At 38.4% G+C, this 22,605-nt stretch carries 17 protein-coding genes, 1 pseudogene and 1 riboswitch; of the genes and pseudogenes, 3 read left to right on the top strand and 15 right to left on the bottom strand.

Annotated features, from left to right (window positions below; genetic code table 11):
- Positions 1-587: 587 nt before the first annotated feature.
- From lysS to pth, 12 genes are all read right to left on the bottom strand, one after another.
- Positions 588-2,084: a lysine--tRNA ligase gene (lysS, locus tag BCR24_RS14690; protein WP_069641241.1), complete on the bottom strand. Its 1,497-nt coding sequence runs from the start codon at positions 2,082-2,084 to the stop codon at positions 588-590.
- A 94-nt stretch (positions 2,085-2,178) separates the two neighbouring features.
- Entirely contained in the window at positions 2,179-3,183 is a 1,005-nt protein-coding gene (gene dusB, locus BCR24_RS14685) for a tRNA dihydrouridine synthase DusB (protein WP_069641240.1), read from the bottom strand.
- Between the two features lie 12 nt (positions 3,184-3,195).
- Positions 3,196-4,092 carry an Hsp33 family molecular chaperone HslO gene (hslO, locus tag BCR24_RS14680; RefSeq protein WP_069641239.1) on the bottom strand — a complete coding sequence of 299 codons (897 nt, stop codon included), beginning with the start codon at positions 4,090-4,092 and terminating at the stop codon, positions 3,196-3,198.
- A 378-nt stretch (positions 4,093-4,470) separates the two neighbouring features.
- Positions 4,471-6,633 carry an ATP-dependent zinc metalloprotease FtsH gene (gene ftsH / locus BCR24_RS14675; RefSeq protein ID WP_069641238.1) on the bottom strand — a complete coding sequence of 721 codons (2,163 nt, stop codon included), beginning with the start codon at positions 6,631-6,633 and terminating at the stop codon, positions 4,471-4,473.
- A gap of 99 nt (positions 6,634-6,732) precedes the next feature.
- Positions 6,733-7,278, bottom strand: a complete 546-nt coding sequence (gene hpt / locus BCR24_RS14670; protein WP_069641237.1) for a hypoxanthine phosphoribosyltransferase — start codon at positions 7,276-7,278, stop codon at positions 6,733-6,735.
- Positions 7,279-7,359: 81 nt separating this feature from the next.
- Positions 7,360-8,742, bottom strand: a complete 1,383-nt coding sequence (tilS, locus tag BCR24_RS14665) for a tRNA lysidine(34) synthetase TilS (protein ID WP_069641236.1) — start codon at positions 8,740-8,742, stop codon at positions 7,360-7,362.
- A gap of 94 nt (positions 8,743-8,836) precedes the next feature.
- Positions 8,837-9,313, bottom strand: a complete 477-nt coding sequence (locus BCR24_RS14660) for a S1 domain-containing RNA-binding protein (RefSeq protein WP_069641235.1) — start codon at positions 9,311-9,313, stop codon at positions 8,837-8,839.
- A 43-nt stretch (positions 9,314-9,356) separates the two neighbouring features.
- A complete protein-coding gene (locus tag BCR24_RS14655; protein ID WP_069641234.1) occupies positions 9,357-9,824 on the bottom strand; it encodes an FtsB family cell division protein in 468 nt (155 codons plus the stop codon).
- A 62-nt stretch (positions 9,825-9,886) separates the two neighbouring features.
- A complete protein-coding gene (locus tag BCR24_RS14650) occupies positions 9,887-10,162 on the bottom strand; it encodes an RNA-binding S4 domain-containing protein (RefSeq protein ID WP_069641233.1) in 276 nt (91 codons plus the stop codon).
- A 2-nt stretch (positions 10,163-10,164) separates the two neighbouring features.
- Complete coding sequence (locus BCR24_RS14645) at positions 10,165-11,751, bottom strand: putative polysaccharide biosynthesis protein (protein WP_069641232.1); 1,587 nt, start codon at positions 11,749-11,751, stop codon at positions 10,165-10,167.
- Between the two features lie 137 nt (positions 11,752-11,888).
- Positions 11,889-15,422, bottom strand: a complete 3,534-nt coding sequence (mfd, locus tag BCR24_RS14640) for a transcription-repair coupling factor (protein WP_069641231.1) — start codon at positions 15,420-15,422, stop codon at positions 11,889-11,891.
- Positions 15,423-15,698: 276 nt separating this feature from the next.
- Positions 15,699-16,265 carry an aminoacyl-tRNA hydrolase gene (gene pth / locus BCR24_RS14635; protein WP_069641230.1) on the bottom strand — a complete coding sequence of 189 codons (567 nt, stop codon included), beginning with the start codon at positions 16,263-16,265 and terminating at the stop codon, positions 15,699-15,701.
- A gap of 387 nt (positions 16,266-16,652) precedes the next feature.
- Here pth and BCR24_RS14630 point away from each other — a divergent pair, with 387 nt between their 5' ends.
- A complete protein-coding gene (locus tag BCR24_RS14630) occupies positions 16,653-17,633 on the top strand; it encodes an L-lactate dehydrogenase (RefSeq protein ID WP_069641229.1) in 981 nt (326 codons plus the stop codon).
- A 46-nt stretch (positions 17,634-17,679) separates the two neighbouring features.
- Here BCR24_RS14630 and BCR24_RS14625 read toward each other — a convergent pair whose 3' ends face one another.
- The 3 genes and pseudogenes from BCR24_RS14625 to BCR24_RS14615 all read right to left on the bottom strand — a co-directional run bounded on the left by BCR24_RS14625 (position 17,680) and on the right by BCR24_RS14615 (position 19,777).
- Positions 17,680-18,198, bottom strand: a complete 519-nt coding sequence (locus tag BCR24_RS14625) for a transcription repressor NadR (RefSeq protein WP_069641228.1) — start codon at positions 18,196-18,198, stop codon at positions 17,680-17,682.
- A gap of 20 nt (positions 18,199-18,218) precedes the next feature.
- On the bottom strand, positions 18,219-19,061 hold the full coding sequence (locus BCR24_RS14620) for a chorismate mutase (protein WP_069641227.1): 843 nt from the start codon (positions 19,059-19,061) through the stop codon (positions 18,219-18,221).
- Between the two features lie 11 nt (positions 19,062-19,072).
- A pseudogene (locus tag BCR24_RS14615) lies at positions 19,073-19,777 on the bottom strand (NAD-dependent protein deacylase).
- A gap of 228 nt (positions 19,778-20,005) precedes the next feature.
- Here BCR24_RS14615 and BCR24_RS14610 point away from each other — a divergent pair.
- Both BCR24_RS14610 and BCR24_RS14605 read left to right on the top strand, forming a co-directional pair.
- Entirely contained in the window at positions 20,006-20,305 is a 300-nt protein-coding gene (locus BCR24_RS14610) for a hypothetical protein (protein WP_069641226.1), read from the top strand.
- 371 nt (positions 20,306-20,676) lie between these two features.
- A riboswitch (Lysine riboswitch) is annotated at positions 20,677-20,848 on the top strand.
- 150 nt (positions 20,849-20,998) lie between these two features.
- Positions 20,999-22,591, top strand: coding sequence for an ABC transporter permease subunit (locus tag BCR24_RS14605; RefSeq protein WP_069641225.1), 1,593 nt, complete (start codon positions 20,999-21,001; stop codon positions 22,589-22,591).
- The last annotated feature ends 14 nt before the right edge of the window (positions 22,592-22,605 follow it).

Raw genomic sequence — 22,605 nt, 5'->3', positions numbered from 1 at the left:
CAGTTTTCAAAGGTCTACTGTGTTACCTCGCAGCAACTTTTATATCATATCAAATCTTTGATTTGATGTCAACACTTTTCTTCAAAAGTTTCAAAGTCTTTTTCTGCTTGATGTTATCGAATGTTTCGCCGACAACTTCATTAGTTTATCAGGTTTGTTGTTATTTGTCAACAACTTTTTCCTGATTTTTCAAGTTTTTTAAAACCTGAATTGTTATTTTATTTCTTTTCCATTGCCATTCATTTCTGAGACAACTTCATTAGTTTATCAGGTCAGTTATCATTTGTCAACAATAATTTTTCTGATTCCTAAAGTTTTTTTCACCCGTTAGGATGTTATGTTATTTCTATCGTTCGGCGTGTTTCATTGGTGCCTTGCGACAAGATATAATATACCAAGTTTCTGGGCTTAGGTCAACTAAAATTTCTATTTTTTTCAAAGTTTTTTTCGTTACCGATTATTCTATTACTTTTGCTCTTTATTGTTCGTTTTTTGCGGATAGAATAGTGAAATCGATTGTTTTTCCTGCTATTTTTATGAAAATAAAAAAGAGTAGATTGTCGGTCAATAATCTACTCTTTTATTTTTTATCTCATCGTTGGAAATAACAAGACATCTCGTATTGATTGGGCATCAGTTAAAAGCATAACTAGACGATCGATACCGATACCTAGACCGCCAGTTGGTGGTAATCCATATTCTAAAGATTCAATAAAATCTTCATCCACGCCATGCGCTTCATCATTTCCTTGTTCACGTTCTTTTTCTTGCTCTTCAAAACGTTCACGTTGATCAATTGGGTCATTCAATTCAGTAAATGCATTTGCAAATTCTTTTCCTACTATAAATAGTTCAAACCGATCTGTAAATCGAGCATCTTCTGGATTTTTCTTCGCTAGGGGGGAAACTTCCACTGGATGACCATAAACAAATGTTGGTTGTTGCAAAGTTTCTTCAACAAATGTTTCAAAGAATTCGTTTAGAATATGTCCCACTGCCATACTATCTTTGATTTCTACATTATGTTCTTTTGCTAGTGAGCGTGCTTCTTCAACCGTCATTTCTTGCCAGAAATCTACGCCTGTTTGTTCCTTGATTGCATCTACCATATGCACTCTTCTGAACTCAGAGCCTAAATCGACTTCTTGCCCATCGTAAGTGATTGCAGTTGTTCCTAAGACTTTTTCTGCAGCATTACGGATGATTCCTTCTGTCAAATCCATCACATCTTGATAATCTGTATATGCAGTATAGGCTTCTAACATTGTGAATTCTGGATTGTGCGTTGTATCAGTTCCTTCATTTCGGAACACTCGGCCGATTTCATAGACTTTCTCCATACCACCGACGATTAAGCGTTTCAAATGTAGCTCCAAGGCAATTCGCAGGTATAACTCCATATCTAAAGCATTATGATGGGTAATAAACGGTCGTGCTGCCGCACCGCCAGCATCATTGTGCAAGACAGGTGTCTCAACTTCTACATAGCCATTACCATCAAGATAACGACGAATTTCGCTGATGATTTGACTACGTTTCATAAAGCGATCAAAGCTATCTTTATTACTGATCAAATCTAAATAGCGTTGACGATAGCGTTGCTCGATATTTGTCAGTCCATGGTATTTATCTGGTAAAGGGCGTAAAGCTTTAGTTAATAAGACAATCGTCTTCGCTTTAACCGTCACTTCCCCAGTATCTGTCTTCATGATTTGCCCTGTCACACCAAAGAAATCGCCTAGATCTGCTTGTTTAAATAGTTGATACGCTTCATCACCAACTTGATCTTTCCGTACATAAATTTGGATTTGACCATCACGATCTTGTAAATGCGCAAAACCCGCTTTACCTTTGCCTCGCTTAGTCATCATTCGTCCAGCTACACTTGTTGATAAATCCATTTCGTTTAATTCTTCTTTTGAATGTTGATCAAATTGTTCATGTAATTCTTTTGAATTATGTGTACGTTCAAAACGCTTCCCGAAAGGGTCGATCCCTTCTTCACGTAGATTTTCCATTTTTTCACGACGCACAAGCATTTGATCATTTAGATCTTCTACATGCGTTTGTTGTTCATCTGCCACTGTACTTCCTCCATTCTGAAATCACATACCCCTATAATGCCACATTAAAACAAAAAAAAGCAAGCCGAATTTTTGTTTCAGCCGGCTTTTTTTGTTAGATTGTTTCGATTGCTTCATTTTCTGCCTGTTTTTCTGTTTTTTCTAGGAAGGCTTCCATTAAATCGACCATCTCTTGTTGACTTTCCGCTTGATTGATTGCAACTTTTACTTTAGCCGCACGCGGGATTCCCTTTAAATAATAAGCAGCGTGTTGCCTGAATTCTCTAGTAGCAATTTTTTCACCTTTTAAATCGGTTAAACGTTGCAAGTGTACTTTAGCTGTTTCAATTTTTTCAAAGGGGGTTGGCTCTGGTAGTAGTTCTCCAGTTTCAAGATATTGCTTCGTACGTTGGATCATCCATGGATTCCCCAAGGCAGCTCTACCGATCATCACACCGTCAGCCCCCACATATTCTAGCATACGTTTGGCATCTTCAGGTGTACGTACATCCCCATTTCCCATAAAAGGAATCGTCAGATGTCGTTTGACTTCTTTTAAAATATCCCAATTTGCTTGACCTTCATACATTTGAACTCTTGTACGACCATGCATGGCAATGGCAGAGGCTCCTGCTTTTTCAGCAGCTAACGCATTTTCAACCGCAAATAAGTGATCTTCATCCCAACCAGTTCTCATTTTAACTGTGACTGGCAAATCTATAGCGGAGGAAACAGCGTCTACCATTTCGTAGACTTTGTTTGGGTCTAATAGCCATTTTGCCCCAGCTTCTGCTTTAATGACTTTATTTACAGGGCATCCCATATTGATATCAATGATCGCCGCTTTCGTATTTTCTTCTACAAATTTAGCTGCTTCGACTAAGTTCTCTTTGTCTCCACCGAAAATTTGTACGCTTAATGGATATTCTTTCTCATCTATATAAAGCATATCTAGCGTTTTTTTATTTCTTTGCTGTATTCCCTTATCACTAATCATTTCACAGACAACTAGTCCTGCACCAAACTCTTTGACTGTTACACGAAAAGCTGCATTACTAATACCCGCCATAGGTGCTACAACGACACGGTTAGGAATTTCGATATCTCCTATTTTCCACATATGGACCTCCTGTTATTTTTCACGAGTATTTTTGGTTGCTTCGTCTCTTAGTTCTATCAAATCAGCTTCGCTATAGTGGTATTTATTGCCGCAAAATTGACAAACAGCTTCAGCACCATGATCTTCCTCAATCATAGCATTGATTTCATCTAATCCTACTGCAATGATCGCCGTGCCAAATTTTTCTTTTGAGCAGTTACATTTAAATTGCACTGGCATTTTTTCTAAGATTTCGATTTCATCTTTTCCAAGCAACCGCTCTAGTATTCCTTCCGGCGATTCACCTTCGTCAATCAAACGGGAAATCATCGGAACTTCTTGTAGCCGTTTTTCAATAAAATCAATTGTTTTTTCATCCGCACCTGGCATTACTTGAATCATAAATCCACCTGCAGCCTTGACACTTTCATCGGTATCAACCAGAACACTTAAGCCGATTGCCGATGGGATTTGCTCAGAGACTGCCATGAAATAAGTAAAGTCCTCTCCTATTTCGCCAGAAACGATTGGTGTTTGCCCCGAAAAAGTTTCTTTCAGGCCTAAATCTTTGATTACTGTAAAAATCCCTTCAGTTCCAACTGCACCGCGAACATCGATTTTACCATTTTCATTTAACGTTAAACTAACATGCGGATTTTTAATATAACCTTTTGTATTCCCATCCCCATCGCTATCAACAACTATCGCGCCAGCTGGTCCGTTTCCTTGAACTTTTACGGTTAATTTGTCTTCGCCTTTCAGAGTTGCGCCTAAAAGCAAAGCTCCGACCATCGTTCTGCCTAACGCTGCTGTCGAAGAACTCCATGTATCATGACGTTTTTGTGCTTCTGAGATTGTATTGGTTGCGCAAACTGCATAAGCGCGAATTGATCCTTCATAGCATAATGCTTTAACTAAGTAATCTTCCATTTTTATTTTCCTCTTCTCACTTGCTTCTTTTTCTAACTCATTATCAGATAATACTAGTGTTTGGCTATTTTTTCAACTAAATCATTTTAAGCTAAAGAAAAAGCAAGTCGCGACCAACAATTGGAACTGATAAGTGCTACTTGCTTTTTTTAGAGTAATAGACGATAGGCAATGAAACGTATTTTTATTTATTAGCCGATTGGTTCAAAGGAAAATAAATTCTTAAACCAAAATACAGTAAAGTTGTACAAATCAATACTACATAAAAAGCTGTAACCGCTACTTATAAAATACAGCAATGCCATGGGTTGCGCACGCAACTATTAAAAATGTCTCCGTTACACTCACTGAACGAGTGTAACGGAGACTTTCATGTGCTTATTTGTAACGATCGTCAAAGTTGTTACGGTCATATTCAGAATCATTTTTGTGTTCTTCATCAGATTTTACTTCTGATTGAACTTTTTCTTCTGTTTTTTCACTGTCCGCTTTTACTTCTTCCGTTTCGTCATGTAACTCTTTTTTCGCTTCCTCAAAGTCTTGTTTTTCTTCGGCTTGTCTTTGTGCATCTTTTTCTTCTAATGCACGTTTGGCTTCCTCGAATGTTTGAGCCTTTTCACTAGGGAATTGGCTATCGATAACATCCTGTGGCATAACGCCTTCTTCAAACAATGATTTGATACTACGAGCATCTAATGTTTCATACTCTAATAGTTTTTCAGCAATTAGTTTATGTTGCGCACGGTGCGTTTCAATGATTTCACGCGCTTTATCGTGTGCTTCCATCAAGATACGACGTACTTCTTGATCGATTTCGAATGCTACCTGTTCTGAGTAAGCTTTTGTTTGACCATAGTCACGTCCAACAAAGACTTGGTGGTTTCCTTCATATTGAACAGGACCTAATTTGTCACTCATTCCATATTCAGTTACCATGCTACGGGCAATCCCTGTTGCTTGTTCGAAGTCATTAGAAGCACCTGTTGATTGTACATCGAAAATAATTTCTTCTGCTGTACGTCCACCAAGTAATCCAACGATTTGTTCAAACATGTCTTCTTTGGTCATTAAGAATTGATCTTCTTTTGGTAAAGCGATCATATAACCGCCAGCGCGTCCACGAGGAATGATAGTTACTTTATGAACGATACGGGCACGGCTTAAGACTAAACCAACAATGGTATGTCCTGCTTCGTGGTAAGCAACCATTTCGCGTTCTTTTTTATTGATCACACGATCTCTCTTCGCAGGACCTGCAATTACGCGGTCTTCTGCTTCGTCCACATCGGATGCATCAATTTTCTTTTTATTACGACGAGCAGCAACTAGAGCCGCTTCGTTTAAGACGTTTTCTAAATCAGCACCAGCAAAACCTGGTGTTTGTTGTGCTACGACTTTCAAATCAACATCGTCAGCTAATGGTTTGTTACGAGCATGAACTTTAAGAATCGCTTCACGGCCTTTTACATCAGGACGACCAACTAAAATTTGACGGTCAAAACGGCCTGGACGTAATAATGCCGGATCCAATACATCTGAACGGTTTGTTGCAGCTACGACGATTACGCCTTCGTTGCCATCAAATCCATCCATTTCAACAAGCAATTGGTTTAGGGTTTGTTCACGTTCATCGTGTCCGCCGCCCATACCAGCACCACGTTGACGACCAACGGCATCGATTTCATCGATGAAGATGATTGCTGGTGCATTTTTCTTCGCTGTTTCAAATAAGTCACGGACACGGCTTGCACCGACACCGACGAACATTTCAACGAAGTCTGAACCTGAGATAGAGTAGAACGGTACACCTGCTTCACCGGCAACGGCTTTAGCAAGTAAGGTTTTACCAGTCCCCGGAGGTCCTTCTAATAGAACACCTGCTGGGATGCGGGCACCTAATTCAACGAAACGGCGAGGGTCTTTTAAGAATTCGACCACTTCAACTAATTCTTGTTTCTCTTCTTCCGCTCCTGCTACGTCAGAGAAGCGTACGCGGTTGGCTTTTTTGTCTGCTTCTTTGGCTTTTGATTTACCAAAGTTCATGACACGGCCGCCCCCACCGCCACCGCCGCCTTGTTGTCCCATCATCATGTAGAATAAGAAGATAAACAATACGATTGGTAAGAAACTAAATAAGATAGAAAGCCAAGCACCACTAGATGATTGTTCTTTCACTGTAAGTTTTACATTATTATCTTTCGCCATATCTTGGATTCCTGATAAGGTGATATCACTTGGTAAGACAATGGTAGTAAATGCTTTAGTTGAAACTTCTGTAGATCCCCATAAAGAAAGACCACCAGTATTTTTGATTTCTTGTTTTTCTTTGTACTGACCTGTGATCTTATACACACCATTGGTTGGTTGGATCGTCAGTTCTTTCACTTTACCTTCTTCTAATTGGGTACTGAAGGTTGAGTATTCGATATCTGGTGACTGAGGATTGTTATTTCCAAAAATGAAATAAACAACCATGACCATCGCCAAAATCAGCAATACATAATAAAGGCCATTTTTCATGCCGCTATTTTTTTTATTCATGCCTGTCCTCCTTTGATTACTGTTCGTAATTTAATTTTACGGTTTATTTTTATCAATCCTGACCTTTACATTGTAACATAACTAAATCTAAGAGAGATATTAATTTGATTCGTAGATTTCAGGTTTTAATACCCCTACATACGGAAGATTTCGATAGCGTTCAGCATAATCTAAGCCGTAACCTACAACAAACTCATTGGGTACGTCAAAACCAACGTAATCCGCAACGATATCGACCACACGGCCTTCCGGTTTATCTAACAATGTTACAATTTTTACGGATGCTGCTTTTCTATACTTAAAGAGATCAACTAGATAGGCTAACGTACGTCCGCTGTCAATGATATCTTCTACAATCAGAATATCACGACCTTCAACATTTGTGTCTAAATCTTTAACGATTTTTACTTCACCAGAAGACACGGTTGCATTGCCATAGCTGGATACATCCATAAAGTCCATTTCTAAGTACGTATCAATTGTACGTGTGATGTCCGCCATAAAAGGAATTGCTCCCTTTAAAATACCGATCACTAATGGATTTTTATCCTTGTAGTCTTCTGTTAGTTGTTTTCCAAGTTCAATTGATTTTTCAAGAATTTGTTCTTTGCTAATCAAAACTCGTTCAATATCTTTCTCTAACATAGTGCTCTCCTTTTCCTGTGAGATCATTATTCATGATTTTTATATTATTTTGTTGCTTTGAATAAAAGCATTTTCTATTCCTTACTCTTTTATTTTATAAAGGAGTCTGTAGAGTATTTTATCAGTTTCTTTCGGAATACTCAAATAGGAATTTACAAATAGAGGAACCCAAATAATTTGATCTTGCGCCGAAAGAATGATCCAAGCCTGATCTCTGAGCAAATTTGGAACTTTTTGATCAATAAATATCCGATTCACTCTTTTCGTTAAGTCAGGCGTCATCGATATTCTGTCACCATTTTTACGATGACGGATCGTTAATGGTAATCTCGTTTGCCCGCTTATGAGTAACGAATGCTCTGACCAATTTTTTATTGTTTCTGGCTGCTGTATTTTTTCTTCTGTCGTTTCCAATCCTAGCCATTCATTTTCAGAAAGAAAAACTTGCTCATTTTCACATAAAAAAAAGGGGCCTTCTTTATAATTCAGCTGATTTTTCTTTAGATGGACAACATTGTATTCTTTTACTATTTGCCAACCTTGTTCGATATCCATCATCAATTGGGGGGCTGGCTGATTGAGCAGTTTTAGTAGTTGTTGAAGCTGCGCTTGACTGATTAGCACACCTTGTGAAACAATTGTTCGTTGGAAAAAAAATATTAAGAAAAACAGTTGAACACTTCTTTCTTCCCGCCTTAGTTCTGATAATTGACATGCCCAACCTTCTGCTGTTTTTTTTACCCAACGCTCATACTTTGGTTCAATAACAGACTGAATAAGCTCGTCAGCTAAAGTAAGTTGCTCACTAAAATCAGTGATATGCTGTAAGAAATTTGGATTTTCCTGTTTTAAAATAGGGATAACCTGATGTCTCATACGATTACGCAGATAGGTATCGCTTTGATTAGAACGATCTTCAAAATACACAATTCCTGATTGTTTAGCAAACTGTTCCAACTGTTCTTTGGAAAAAATTAAGAAAGGTCGAATCAATTCACCACCACCAAAGGGTCGTCTCGCTCTGATCCCAACTAAATTTGATAGTGCACTTCCTCTTACCAATTTCATCAAAATCGTTTCAGCTTGATCATCGCTATGGTGAGCAGTCAAAAGCGTAGAAATATTTTCTTGTTCCATAATTTCAGAAAAAAAAGTATAGCGAAAATTGCGGGCACGAGCCTCTGTATTTTTTGACTTGTCAACTTCTTCCCACACTTTACTATAGTATGAAATCCCTTTTTGTTGGCAGTACTCACTCAAGTATAATGCTTCTTCTACTGATTCTAATCGTAAGCGGTGATCGACATGGGCGACAATCAATTTTAAGCAGTCTTTTTGCGCCGCCTTTCGCATGAGTTCTAATAATACCATCGAATCAACTCCACCAGAAATTGCTAATAGTAATTTTTGGTTTGGTTGCCAGTACGCATTGTTTTTACAATGATCATAAAATTCTCGAAACATCTACTCACCTCTTCGTTCCTTAGTTTATAGACTTCCACAAAAACTGCACCAAACATAAAAGCCGAGCTTTCGCTCAGCTTCAATTATCTATTCGTTAATTGCGACGTCCACCGCGTCCGCCACGTTTGCCTTCAGTATTCCGTTTCAGTGAAGTTAAACGATCATCACTATCTTTCAAAAATGAGCTCATCAATGAATCAAAATCTTGTTTTGAATTGTTCATTGGTTGTGCTCTTGTAAATTGTTTTTTAGGTGCTGGACGTTGATTCCGATCACGATTGCCTTGATGCTCATTGTTATCACGACGTTGATATTCACGTTTTGGTTCTGCTGCTTGTTCTTGAGCTTTACGAATCGATAAGCCTACTTTACCGTCATCACCGACTGAGGTAACTTTTACAGTTACTTCATCTCCTACGGTCAACACATCATGGATATCTTTTACAAATCCATTTGATACTTCACTAATGTGAACCAACCCTGTTTTTCCTTCACCTAGATCGATGAAGGCACCAAAATTAGTGATACCAGACACTTTTCCTGGCAACTTCGCTCCTACTTCAATTGACATAAAAAAAATGTTCCTCCTATTATTTACCCTATTATATCTGCAGTTATTCGCCTGATTGTTTTTCAGTTGAATGAGACTGTGATTGACTCTCTTGTGATGATTCTTTTTGTTCATTGCTGGAGCTAGTCGTTCCGCCTAACTCTGGAATGTTATAGATTTGTTCGCCTTCTTTTGAAACATAAAAACGGCTACGAGCCAACTTCGCTACGTAATCATCATCTCTTAAAAGGGCCACGTCTTGTTCCAAACGATTTAACTTCTTATCAGCTTCTGCGGATTCAGCAACCGCTTCTGTGTGCTGCTTTTTGAAAGCACTCAATTGTTGATAATCCTTCATTAGCTGCATCCCTGAAACGATAAAAATCACAAACGCCACGAGAAAAACAACTGCCAAACGTCGGCGTCTGAAAATCAACTGCTTTTGCTGTTTTTGAAATTCAGCATACTGTTCTTTAGTATACTCATTATCTAATGCAGCAACTTTCTCCATGTCTTTTTTCTTTTTTCCCATGTTTTCCGCTCCACTCGTTTTTGGTTTGTCCAGTTTATTATACCAACATCTAAGAAGCTTGTCTAATCTAAATTCTCACTATTTTCGACTCTTTTCTCTGAAATAATCTGATACATCTTTTCTGCATCTTCTTTTTTCGTTGAATCACGAAGCTCGAGTACTTCGATTTCTAAGATTTTATTGCCAAATTGGATTCGAACTTGATCCCCAATTTTTACATTACTCGATGATTTCGCCAAGATGCCATTGATTTGAATCCGCCCCTTATCAGCAACTTCTTTTGCTACAGGTCTTCTTTTAATAATACGTGAAACTTTTAAAAATTTATCTAAACGCATAATTATTTCCTCTTCATTCTTAATATTTTTGCTCCAAACGGTAATGTCAGCCATTCCCGTACAGTAAATAACTTTATTTTGATGATACTGTAAATAAATGTTCCTGCACCAATTAAAACGCCCACTAATGTAAAGATCAACGCCTGACCTCGGTGGTCGACCGTTCCAAGAAACAACGCAATCACACCTTGATAACAGATCAATACAATACCCATTGTCGCTAAACTGATCATTAGTTTTTTGAAAAAGCGATGTTCTATAACAAAACGGTTAATCTCGTTTTTAGAAAAAAGCATCAAGAAAATGAGCGTAGTAATCAATCCTGCAATCGTAGAAAGACTTGCACCTACTGTCCCCCATGAATATGTCAGTGGACTTGTGGAAATAAGTTTTACCAAAAGACCCGCACATGCAGCAACTATTGCTGTCACAAACTGATTACGGCTCTGTAAAATACTTTGATAGGCTTGAATCACTGCCATAAATGCAATGGACCAAACATAGATGCCTAAGACCCCATTGCCATGATAGTCCTTAAACAAAGCAAAATTCATGTATGGGAGCAGTAATACTAAACCTAATGAAGCAGCAGCTGCAACGGTCGTTGTCAAACGTAAAAAGACTTTAGCCGCTTGCAAAAAGCGTCCTTGCTCTTGACTAACAAAATATTTTGTTAGCGTCGGTAAAAAACTGGAGCTCAACGCCAATGCAACAACCAAGCCTAATTGAACGAGCGGCTGACCACGATCATACACACCTTTATCAATCTTTGCTGCAGAATCACTTATCCCAGAAATAACCAGTGTATTCTTTACAACAAATGAATCGACCAACTGAAAAAGAATTAAAAAGGCACTATACAAAGAAACAATACCGCCTTCTACTAGCAAACGTCTAAACAAGCTCCCTGAATTCCTTGACCATCTCCATTGAGTCAGATAAGCAGAACTGCCTATCCGAATCTTTCGATCATAATACCACAAAATTCCTGCAGCAACTACGCCGCCTAAAAGCGCACCAGCCATTGCAATGGTTCCAGTCTGATAAACTGACCAGCCAAACTTAGAAAATGAGTACGCCGCAACTAAAATCACACCAACTCGAACGAGCTGTTCTACCACTTGTGAAACGGCACTTGGAATCATCCTTAAATGTCCTTGGAAATTCCCACGATAAAATGACAATACTGGAACTAGCAAAAAGGTAAATGAGACAACTTGGATCAAAGAGGACAATTTCAAGTCTCCCATCATATACGCAATTTCATAGCTACCGAAAAAGAAGAAGGCCCAACATAAACCCGCCAAAATAAAAACAAAAGGAAAAAGTTGTTGCAATACTTTTTTCTGCTCACTGATTTCTGGTTGTTCTGCTACGATTTTAGAAATAAATTGCGGCAGTCCTGATAATGCTAAAGTCATTGCTATACCATAAATCGGATAAACTTGTTGATAGACGTAAAACCCTTCATCCCCAACTAAATTTTGAAACGGTACCCGATAAACTGCACTCAACACTTTGGCGATAAATGATGCTACCGTTAAAACAACCGCGCCTTGCATCATCGTCCGCATTTCCTTATGTGCCATAGTTGACCTCCAATCTAAAGGCTGAATGAGCTTATTTTGCTTCACTTAAAAATAGATGAATGTGAGTGTGAAGCTTTTTTATCACAATCAGATGTTCCCTTTTTTTCAAAGCACTAAACTATCCATCTTGTCTTTTTCTATGATTCTTCAACAGCTACAGTTTTATATTTTTCCTGTCTCAAAGCTGTAGTAAACAACGCCACTTCTTGCAGCCAAGCGGCTTCCTTCATATCTTTAGGCACTTTCAAGCGAATAGACATTTTTTCATTATCTACTGCAAGATCTGCTTTTAATTGTGTGTTGGACAAGGCTTCAAAAATTTGTTCTACATTATATGTTTTAGTGCCAATCTTACTTAGTGTAAAGATGATTTCTTGTTGTCGTTTACGGATCGTTTCTATTAATGCTCGATCCCCATCCATTTTAATTCGTCCTGTCGTCAATAAATGAGCAACTTCGTCTGGATATTCGCCAAAGCGATCCAGTAGATCTGCTTCTAGTTCATCGTACATATCCATATTTTCCAATTGACGGATCCGTTTGTAAATTTCAATTTTTTGACGTTCATCATCGATATAGCTTGTCGGTAAGTAGGCATCGATCCCCAAATCGATCTCAACTGATGTTTTTTGATCTTGGATATTTTTCCCTTGTTTGCGAGCAACTGCTTCTGAAAGCATTTGAGAGTACATATCAAACCCAACAGAATCAATAAAGCCATGTTGCTGTGCACCTAATAGATTCCCTGCACCACGTATTGATAAATCGCGCATCGCAATTTTAAACCCTGAACCTAACTCGGTGAAATCCTTGATCGCTTCTAAACGTTTTTCACTCACTTCATTTAAAATCTTTTGTTGTTCGTACATAAAATAGGCATACGCTACCCGATTACTTCGACCAACCCTACCTCGTAATTGATACAAGGTGGACAGCCCCATGTAATCAGCATTTTCTACAAATAAAGTATTGGCATTAGGAATGTCTACACCCGTTTCAATGATTGTCGTTGTCACTAATACATCATATTGCCGTTCAATAAAATCGAATAAGGTGTTCTCTAATTGCACTTCCGTCATCTGACCATGTGCATAAGCAATCCTCGCTTCTGGAACCAATGCTTGAATTTCTTCAACCTTTTGCTCGATCGTATCTACTCGATTGTATAGATAAAAAACTTGCCCATCACGAGCCATTTCTCTTTCGATTGCCTCTCTAATTGCTCCTGGATTATTTTCCATGACGTACGTTTGGATCGGATAACGATTTTCAGGCGGCGTCTCGATAACAGATAGATCACGTACGCCGAGCATCGACATATGCAGTGTTCTAGGTATCGGTGTTGCAGTCAGTGTTAAAACATCGACTTGCGCCCTTAATTGTTTCAATCGCTCTTTATGCTTCACACCAAAACGCTGTTCCTCATCGATCACCAGCAAGCCTAAATCACTAAAATTCACATCTTGAGAAAGCAGGCGGTGAGTTCCTACGACAATATCGACTTGACCATGTTTGATTTTTTCAATCGTTTCATTTTGTTGTTTTTTCGTTCTAAAGCGGCTCAATAAACCGACTTCTACCGGGAAACCTTCAAATCGATCCAACATTGTTTCGTAATGTTGCTGAGCTAAAATTGTTGTTGGAACCAAAAAGGCCACTTGTTTATTATTGTTGATTGCTTTAAATGCGGCACGTAAAGCGACTTCTGTCTTACCGTAGCCAACATCGCCAACCAATAGACGATCCATCGGGCGCGTTTTTTCCATGTCGTGTTTGATTTCGGCCGTACTTCTCAGCTGATCATCTGTTTCGCTATAGGGAAAAGCATCTTCAAATTCTTTCTGATAAGCATCATCTGGTGGAAAAGCATAGCCTTTCTCAGACTCTCTTGACGCATAAAGTTGAATCAAATCGTCTGCAATATCTTCAATTTTAGATGTAACTTTGCGTTTTGTTTTACTCCATTCGCTACCACCCAATTTATTAACTTTTGGTGATTTCGCTTCAGAAGCTACAAACTTTTGAATCAGGTTCAACTGCGTAACAGGAATGAATAGTTTATCATCGTTTTGGTATAAAATCGTGATGTAGTCTTGATGGACACCATCCACTTCCAACGTCTGCATCCCAATATATTTTCCGATCCCATGATTGGCATGAACCACATAATCTCCTGTTTTCAGATCGCTATAGCTTTTCAAGCGTTCTGCATTCGAAACAGTTTGACGCCTTGCTCTTTTTTTCGTCGTTGTGTGGAAAATTTCTTTTTCAGTGATCGCAACAATTTTTTCTACTGGCAACTCAAACCCAGATTGCAGCGCCCCTTCAACGATTTGAATTTTACCTTCTATTAATTTATCAGCTGAGGCGGTCACACTTGAAATAGCAAAATCACGAAACAATTCTTCCACTTTTTGACTACGTTCTTTTGTCGGAACAAAAACAATAACCGTCTGATCCTGTTTTTGCCAACGGTCCATTTCCGTTTTTAGTAGGGGCATTTGACCAAAGAATTGCTGCATCGAACGATATTGAAAATTATGAACCGCTTGGAAACGCAAATTGCCCATACCCTTTTGAAATAGTGAAAAGAAAGTTGTTGAGAACGTCATTTTGCGTACTTGCTCGTGAAACTCTACACCAAAAGTCTGCTCAGGAAAAATACGCATTTCTTCTAGTTTAAGCACTTGCCATTCATTTTCTTCCCGAATAATTTCACGTTCTGCTTCTAAAATACGCGCATAGTCGTCAATAAAAACCAAACTATCTTCTGTTAAATAATCAAGTAAGGTCGTTTTATTTTCATACAGTAGATCTGTATAGTAATGAGCCGTATCTGTGGGAATCCCTTGACTCCAAGAACTTGCCAACTGTCCAAAATAGTCTTCTAGAAACCCTTTTTCAGACGCATCTTTAGCAATTGCTACTCGTTTCTCCAATGCTTTCGTCAGCTCTTTTTCCCCATGGATCAAATCGTCTTTAGAAAACACCAAGTCTGTCATTGGTGAAAGTGTGACAGATTCAATAGGCCCGACCGAACGTTGTGTATCTGCTTCAAAGTAACGGAGCGAATCGATCTCAATATCAAACAATTCCGCTCTTACTGGATATTCTGAATTCAATGGATAAACATCGACAATACTACCGCGAATACTAAAATCCCCTGGTTTTCCTACTAAGGATTGGCGCTCATAGCCCATCAAAACTAATTGCTGCGCTAATGTATCTAACTCGATTTCGCCACCAAGCTCCCAATGAAGCTGAGCCTTTTCCCAAGTTTGTTTACTTGGTAAATATTTCCTTAACCCGGCTACTGGAACAACGATAATCCCTGCTTGATCGGTCAAAAGAAAATCAAGTGCCGCCACTCTTTCAGCTCTGGCTTCTGGTGAAGAAAAGGCCATTTCAGCTGATAACACCTCATCAACAGGAAAGATATAGACTTCTTCATCCGACAAAATATTACGAAAATCTTCGACTAATTGGTTTCCATAGTAAAGATTTGGAACGGCAACAACGATTTTTTTATTCTTCTCTTTAAAGCCACTGGTCATGACTAATGTTTTTGCAGAGCCGGCTAACCCTGTAATCAACTGGCGGGTATTCCCTGTTAATTGTTTTTGCCAATCTCGGGCTAGTTCACTTGCACCAATTCGTTCAATGATGTTCACGTCAGACTCCTCCTAAAATTTAAAAGCTGAACAGGCTCTCCCAGTCTTGATTGAAAAATAGAAAAGTATGAGGGTGGCGTCTCTTGCCACAATCAGATTTTATCTTTTTTCTGAAAGACTAGCCTGCAAAGCTAGATAACTATAAAAGCTGAACAGGCTCTCCCAGTCTTGATTGAAAAATAGAAAAATATGAGGGTGGCGTCTTTTGCCACAATCAGATTTTATCTTTTTTCTGAAAGACTAGCCTGCAAAGCTAGATAAAACTTCCTATTTCACTTATTTCCCATTAAACTGATTCATCGTGTCAACAAACGTATGGCCTTCACAAGCATAGATTGCCGCATCCGCTGCGCTTTTCACCGCTAGTAAAATCTCTTCATGTTTGTCTTTAGGAAACCCTGTCAATACATGATGAACAACCGTATTGCTCCCAATTGGACGACCAATACCGATCTTGATTCTCGGAAATATGTTTGTACCTAGGTGTGCAATCAAACTTTTCATGCCATTGTGCCCACCTGCTCCGCCTTTCTCTCGTAAACGAATCTTCCCTGTTTCTAAATCTAAGTCGTCATAGATCACGATCAACTCTTCATCTTCTACACCATAATAAGTCATTAAAGGACCCACAGAGCGGCCAGACTCATTCATGAACGTTAGTGGTTTAACTAGCATGATTTTCTCAGTTCCAATGAAAAATTCTGCAATATCTGCTTCAAACTGACTTTTATTGAAGGTCGCATTATAACGATGCGCAATTTCATCTACCGTAATAAAACCAATATTATGTTTTGTTTCTTGATATTTACTTCCTGGGTTACCTAACCCAACGATCATCTTCATCTATATTTCTCCTTATAAAAAACATTGCGGCAAACGGAATCTTCTCAGAAAAAAATACAGAATCTTCTCTGCCTTCTTGTTTATTCATTGTCCAACACAAAATACCCAGGCAGGAAAATCCTCTGCCCAGTTTTTTTATAATTATACCATAAAACAATCGATTGCCGAATCTTTTAAGTTGTTAAAAAAGCCATAAAATTTAATTGTCTTTTCTCCCAACAAACTAAATAGGTAAAAACAGAAATAGTGAAACACCGCACATGAAAGAGTTTTCTTATGAAACACCTTTAAAAACTGTATTATTTTTCTAAACAAAAAACGTGACAAACCTCACAAACGATGGTATTATCAGTGTGATAAAACAATTATCTGAAAGGAATGATACACATGACTGCAGCAGTTGGGAACAAAGACCACCAAAAGGTAATTTTAGTTGGAGATGGCGCTGTCGGATCTAGTTATGCTTTTGCCTTAGTCACTCAAAATATTGCTCAAGAAGTTGGTATTATTGATATAGATACAAAGAAAACTGAAGGAGATGCCGCTGATTTATCTCACGCATTAGCTTTTACTTCTCCTAAAAAGATTTATGCCGCTACTTATGACGATTGTCACGATGCTGACCTTGTTGTCTTAACAGCAGGTGCCGCACAAAAACCAGGTGAAACACGAATCGATTTAGTGCATAAAAATTTAAAGATCAACAAACAAATCGTCACTGCAATCGTTGATTCTGGATTTAGTGGCATCTTCTTAGTCGCTGCCAATCCAGTGGATATTTTAACTTATTCTACATGGAAATTCTCAGGATTTCCAAAAGAACGCGTTATCGGTTCAGGAACATCTCTAGATTCTGCTCGTTTCCGTCAAGCAATCGCTGAATTAGTTGATGTGGATGCCCGTAATGTCCATGCGTATATTTTGGGAGAACATGGTGATACTGAATTTCCAGTTTGGTCACATGCCAATGTAGCTGGGTTGCAAATTTACGAATGGGTCAAAAATAATCCAGACGTCGATGAAGAAGCGATGGTCAACTTATTCTTCAATGTACGAGATGCGGCTTATTCAATCATTGAGAAAAAAGGTGCAACCTTCTACGGAATCGCAGCTGCCTTAGCACGAATTACAAAAGCGATTCTAGATGATGAAGATTCTGTCTTCCCCCTATCTGTTTATTTAGATGGTGAATACGGACAAAATGATATTTATATTGGTGCACCAGCTGTGATCAACCGCCAAGGAATCAAACAAGTGATCGAAATTCCGTTGACAGATTCAGAAAAAGATCGCATGAACGCTTCTGCTAACGCTTTGAAAGATGTAATCAAGTCAGCGTTTGAAAAATTTGAAGCTGAAAATAATTAGTAAAAGCTCTATCAGAAATCGAGATGATTTCTGATAGAGCTTTTTATTAGCCCTGATACAAAATTCCTTTTTCGGCTAACCCTTCTTTTATTCGGCTAAGTGCGTCTTCACTTTCACAACGTATCGTATGTAGATGGATACCACCAGTCAACTCGGATAATAGCGACGCACTACTTTTTTGATATGCTTTGATGAACGCTTTCACCTCTTTTTCTGTGCGGATATGCAAACCTCCTGTTAATTCACCATAAATCGGATGCTCTACCACAACATCAAGCAACTCACCACCTAAAAAGACAATTGTTCGTAATTCCTCTTCCGTTTGTTCGGGAGAGTGCTGACAGGCAATTTTCCGAATGATACCTTGTTTATTTTCTTCTTTTTCCAGCAGATATCCTCTAGCTGTTGCGATAATATCATGACCTGCAGCCCTTAAAAGGGCTACATCTCCAACCACAATTTGGCGGCTGACTTTGAACTCTTTTGCAAAACGACTGGCACTCACAGGCTTTTCTGCTGATTCTAATTCAAGTAAGATCGCTTCCCGTCTTTTTACACCATCCATTCAATTCCCTCCTGGCTCTTTTAATCCAGCTGTTTTTGCTGAAAATGTTTTGATGCGTCCATAATTCCTTGGTAAGTTTCTTTGATCACTTCTTTGTACGCATCATTTTGGATATACGTATTGATTTTTTTTAAAACTTCTTGTTCTCTTGAGGTATCTAATATCTGCTTGTCAGCAGTTTTTTTGATAGCAACAATTGCTTCTACTACATCCATACGTTCTTCTAATAATGCAACTATTTTTTTGTCTAGTGTATCAATTTTATCGCGTTGGATTGTTAAAGGAGGCTGATTCGGCTCATCCAGTTCAATTTCTTTGATGATTTTTGCAGGATTACCGCCAATTACACAATTATCTGGAAAAGATTTGGTCACGACAGCCCCTGCTGCTACAACCACATTATTACCTAGCGTTACACCTGGAGTGACGATAACACCACCGCCAAGCCAAACGTTATCCCCAATCGTGATGGGTTTTCCAAATTCCAACCCACTATTTCTTTTGACTGGATGTAGAGGATGTGTGGCTGCATATAGTTGAGCGTTCGGTCCAAACATGCAATTGTCCCCAATCGTAATTGGACAAATATCTAAGAAAATACTATTAAAATTGGCATAAAAATTTTTACCAACATGAATATTAAACCCATAATCAAAACTAATTGATGGTTCAATGTAACTACCTGTTCCAGTTGTTCCAAAGGTTTCTTCCACTAATTGGCGGCGGATTTGGCTGTCTTCTTCTTTATTGATCAATTTCATCTGTTCTCTTGCAAATTTGCGAGCTGTTGCCAGTTCTGGATCACCAGCAAAATAAAGTTCGCCGCCGATCATTTTTTGTCGTTCTGATTTAATTTCTTCCATGTTAAAGCTCCTTATCCTATATTTTCAAAGACCTTCACTGCATCTTCTTTTAAAAAATAAGCATCCCTATTTAATTGAATCGGTGTTTGATTAATCACTAAAAGTGTAGCTGCGTCATTTGCATAATGAATCAAATCACAAAACGGATGCACTTGAAAGCTAGTCCCAACGATCACGATCAGATCAGCTTTTGCTATAGCTTCGATCGATACCGCTATTGCTTTTTCATCTAATCCTTCTTCATATAGAACAATATTCGGTCGAATTTGGCCACCACATTGCTCATGCCTTGCAGAAGTTAGATAAACTTTTGCTGAAACTGCTTGACCACATTTTCTACAATAACAATCATATAAGTTTCCATGAAAATCAACAAGCTACTGCATTTTCGCTTTGGCATGGAGGCCGTCTATATTTTGGGAAACGACCCATGCATTCTTAGTTTTTTGTAGTTCTGCTATTTTCAGATGGATGATATTTGGTTTGGCATTAGGATGATATAATGTTTGCACAAATGAATAAAATTTTTCTGGTTCCTCAATCATACAAGTCTGGCTTAACAGATATTCAGGTCGTTCGATTCCTTTATAAATGCCAGACAATGAGCGATAATCTGGGATGCCTGAGGCTGTTGACACACCCGCGCCTGTTAAGAAAGTAATACGATTAGCTTGCTGGATCAGGTTTATCGCTTTCGTTTCATTAATTGTTTGCATTGTCTCATCTCCTAATAGTTTCATTATAACGTAAAGACGGAAGAGAGAGAAAACATATTCGTAGAAATAAAAAAGAATTGCGTTCATATTTGCTAATTAGGACACGAATTTTGCACGTTAAAAACAGGTGAAAAGCTTTTAATTATGTCCGCTTTATCACTGACTTTTCATGACAAATAAAAGAGAACGTGATAGAATACTTAATGTATAAAAGTGAGGTGAAACTTCGTGGTAGCATTTATTATTTATTGGGCAGCTATTTTAGTCTGCATTGCTTGGGGTGTTCTAAGCTTATGGTTTTCGATCTATTATCTTTCACGCAAAGAAAACGGAAATCTGTGGGCGTTTGCATTCTTTAACGTTCTTGCTGGTATTATTTTGGCTATTGTTTTAGTGATTTACAAAACGTGGGATTTCGATATTACAACTTATTCAAGCTTGATTTACACAATCTTAGCTTCATATGGTGTCTTAACTGTCTTACAAGCTATTTTAGGCCGCGAACCAAAAGAAGCAGCAAAAGCTTAATTATATGTTTTGACTGTCAAAAAGTACTGAAAAAGTATTCCTTTTCAGTGCTTTTTTCTTGTTCTTTGATTAATTAGGATGACCACGATCATTTTATCTTTCGCACTCTGTTTTGAGCTACTAGAAACAAATGGACTATTACCCTAAAAAAACATCTCGAGCCGTTCTACGGTCTTCTGTATTCTTTATGTCTAGTACAGCTACAATACAAACAACGCTGATTACCACAATTGTGTTTATCCAAGTTTTTTTATAATCAATTGACATGAAATCCATTATTTCCAAACAAATCTTAGGTAAACAAGCAATTGACTTTTCCAAGTAAATAACGTACACTTTATACTCGAATCGAATAATTAAATAGTACCTCAAATCGAGGTAGAGGTTGCGTTTTTTATTAAGCTTGTGGAGTGAGAGGACACGTCGAAACAAGTCTAGGAAAAATCGCCGAAATGCATAACAGCCTCCCTGTTATGTGTTGGGACGTAAGCGAACAACTTGCGGACTGTCTTAGTAGTGATGCTAAGTTGCGCTATGTTTTTGTTGAGAGTACCTGACGATATAGGCAACTATGCATTTTGCATAGTTGTTTTTTTGTGTGAAAGAAGAAGCTGTTTCAATGTATTCTTCAAAACTCTTTAAACTGAATTATAGTAAAACAAATTCAAGGATGTATAAGAAAGGAAGACAATTATGAACAAAAAATCATTTTCACTTGGCTTGTTATTTGCATTTATTTTAGTTATTTTCTGTGCTCCAGTCTTTAGTCAAGCAGAAGGAACAGAGGCTAACGGAGAATTCCGTGTTGGAATGGAGGCTGGTTACGCCCCGTTTAACTGGTCCCAAAAAACAGATGCACACGGTGCTGTACCAATTCAAGGAAATTCTTCTTATGCAGGGGGCTACGATGTACAAATCGCTAAAAAAATTGCTGCCGGCTTAGATAAAAAACTCGTGATCGTTCAAACAAAATGGGATGGTCTAGCCCCTGCTCTGCAATCTGGAAAAATCGATGCGATTATTGCTGGTATGAGCCCAACGGCTGAACGACGCAAAGAAATTGATTTTACTGATCCTTATTATGAATCACAATTAGTTGTAGTTGTTCAGAAGAAAAGCAAATTTGCAGATGCTAAAAACTTAAAGGATCTATCTGGTGCTAAAGTTACAGCACAGTTAAATACCTTCCATTATAGCGTGATCGATCAAATTCCAGGTGTGAATAAACAACAAGCAATGGATAACTTTTCAGCAATGAGAACGGCATTGGCTTCTGGTATGATCGATGGCTATGTGAGTGAACGGCCTGAAGGTGTGACCGCTACAAGTGTGAATAAAGAGTTGGAAATGCTCGAATTCTCTAAAGAAAATGGCTTCCAAACCAATGCTGAAGATGTTCAAATCGCAGTTGGTATGCGTAAAGCAGACCCAACCATTGCTAAAGTGAATCAAATTTTATCCGGTATTTCTTCAGAAGAACGCACAAAAATCATGGATCAAGCAGTGAAAGATCAACCCGCGGCTGAAACAAGTGATAGTGAAAAAACTGGCGTTCTAGCTGATTTTAAAAATATCTGGGATCAATACGGCGGTATGTTCTTACGCGGTGCAGGTTTAACCTTGTTTATCGCATTGATTGGTACCTTTGTCGGAACAGCTTTAGGTTTATTGATTGGAGTCGTTCGTACGATTCCAGAATCCGACAACAAAGTGAAACGGTTCTTCCAAAAATTAGGCAATGGTTTGCTTTCAATTTATATTGAGGTGTTCCGCGGAACACCTATGATGGTGCAGGCAATGGTCATCTTCTATGGTCTAGCTTTAGCTTTTGGCATTTCTTTAGACCGAACGGTTGCGGCATTATTCATTGTTTCCATCAATACAGGAGCTTACATGTCGGAAATCGTTCGTGGTGGGATTTTTGCTGTTGATTCTGGACAATTTGAAGCAGCACAAGCCATTGGAATGACACATGGGCAAACTATGCGTAAAGTCATTGTGCCGCAAGTTTTACGTAATATTTTACCCGCTACTGGGAATGAATTTGTAATCAATATCAAAGATACAGCCGTTTTAAGTGTTATCGGTGTTGCTGATCTATTTTTCCAAGGAAATTCTGCCTCTGGTGCAAACTTCCAGTTCTTCCAAACATTTACGATCGTAGGGATCATGTACTTGATCATGACCTATGCTATCACACGAGTTTTACGTGTAGTCGAGAAGAAAATGGACGGCCCTTCTGCTTATGTCAAAGTTGAAGAACTAGAAAACGTAAAAGAAAGCTAAAGAGCTTTCAAATT

The sequence above is a fragment of the Enterococcus ureilyticus genome (assembly GCF_001730315.1).
GTDB classification, from domain to species: Bacteria; Bacillota; Bacilli; order Lactobacillales; family Enterococcaceae; genus Enterococcus_L; species Enterococcus_L ureilyticus.
The sequence above is the reverse complement of the archived record's forward strand: the minus strand, read 5'-3'. Positions and strand labels throughout refer to the sequence as shown.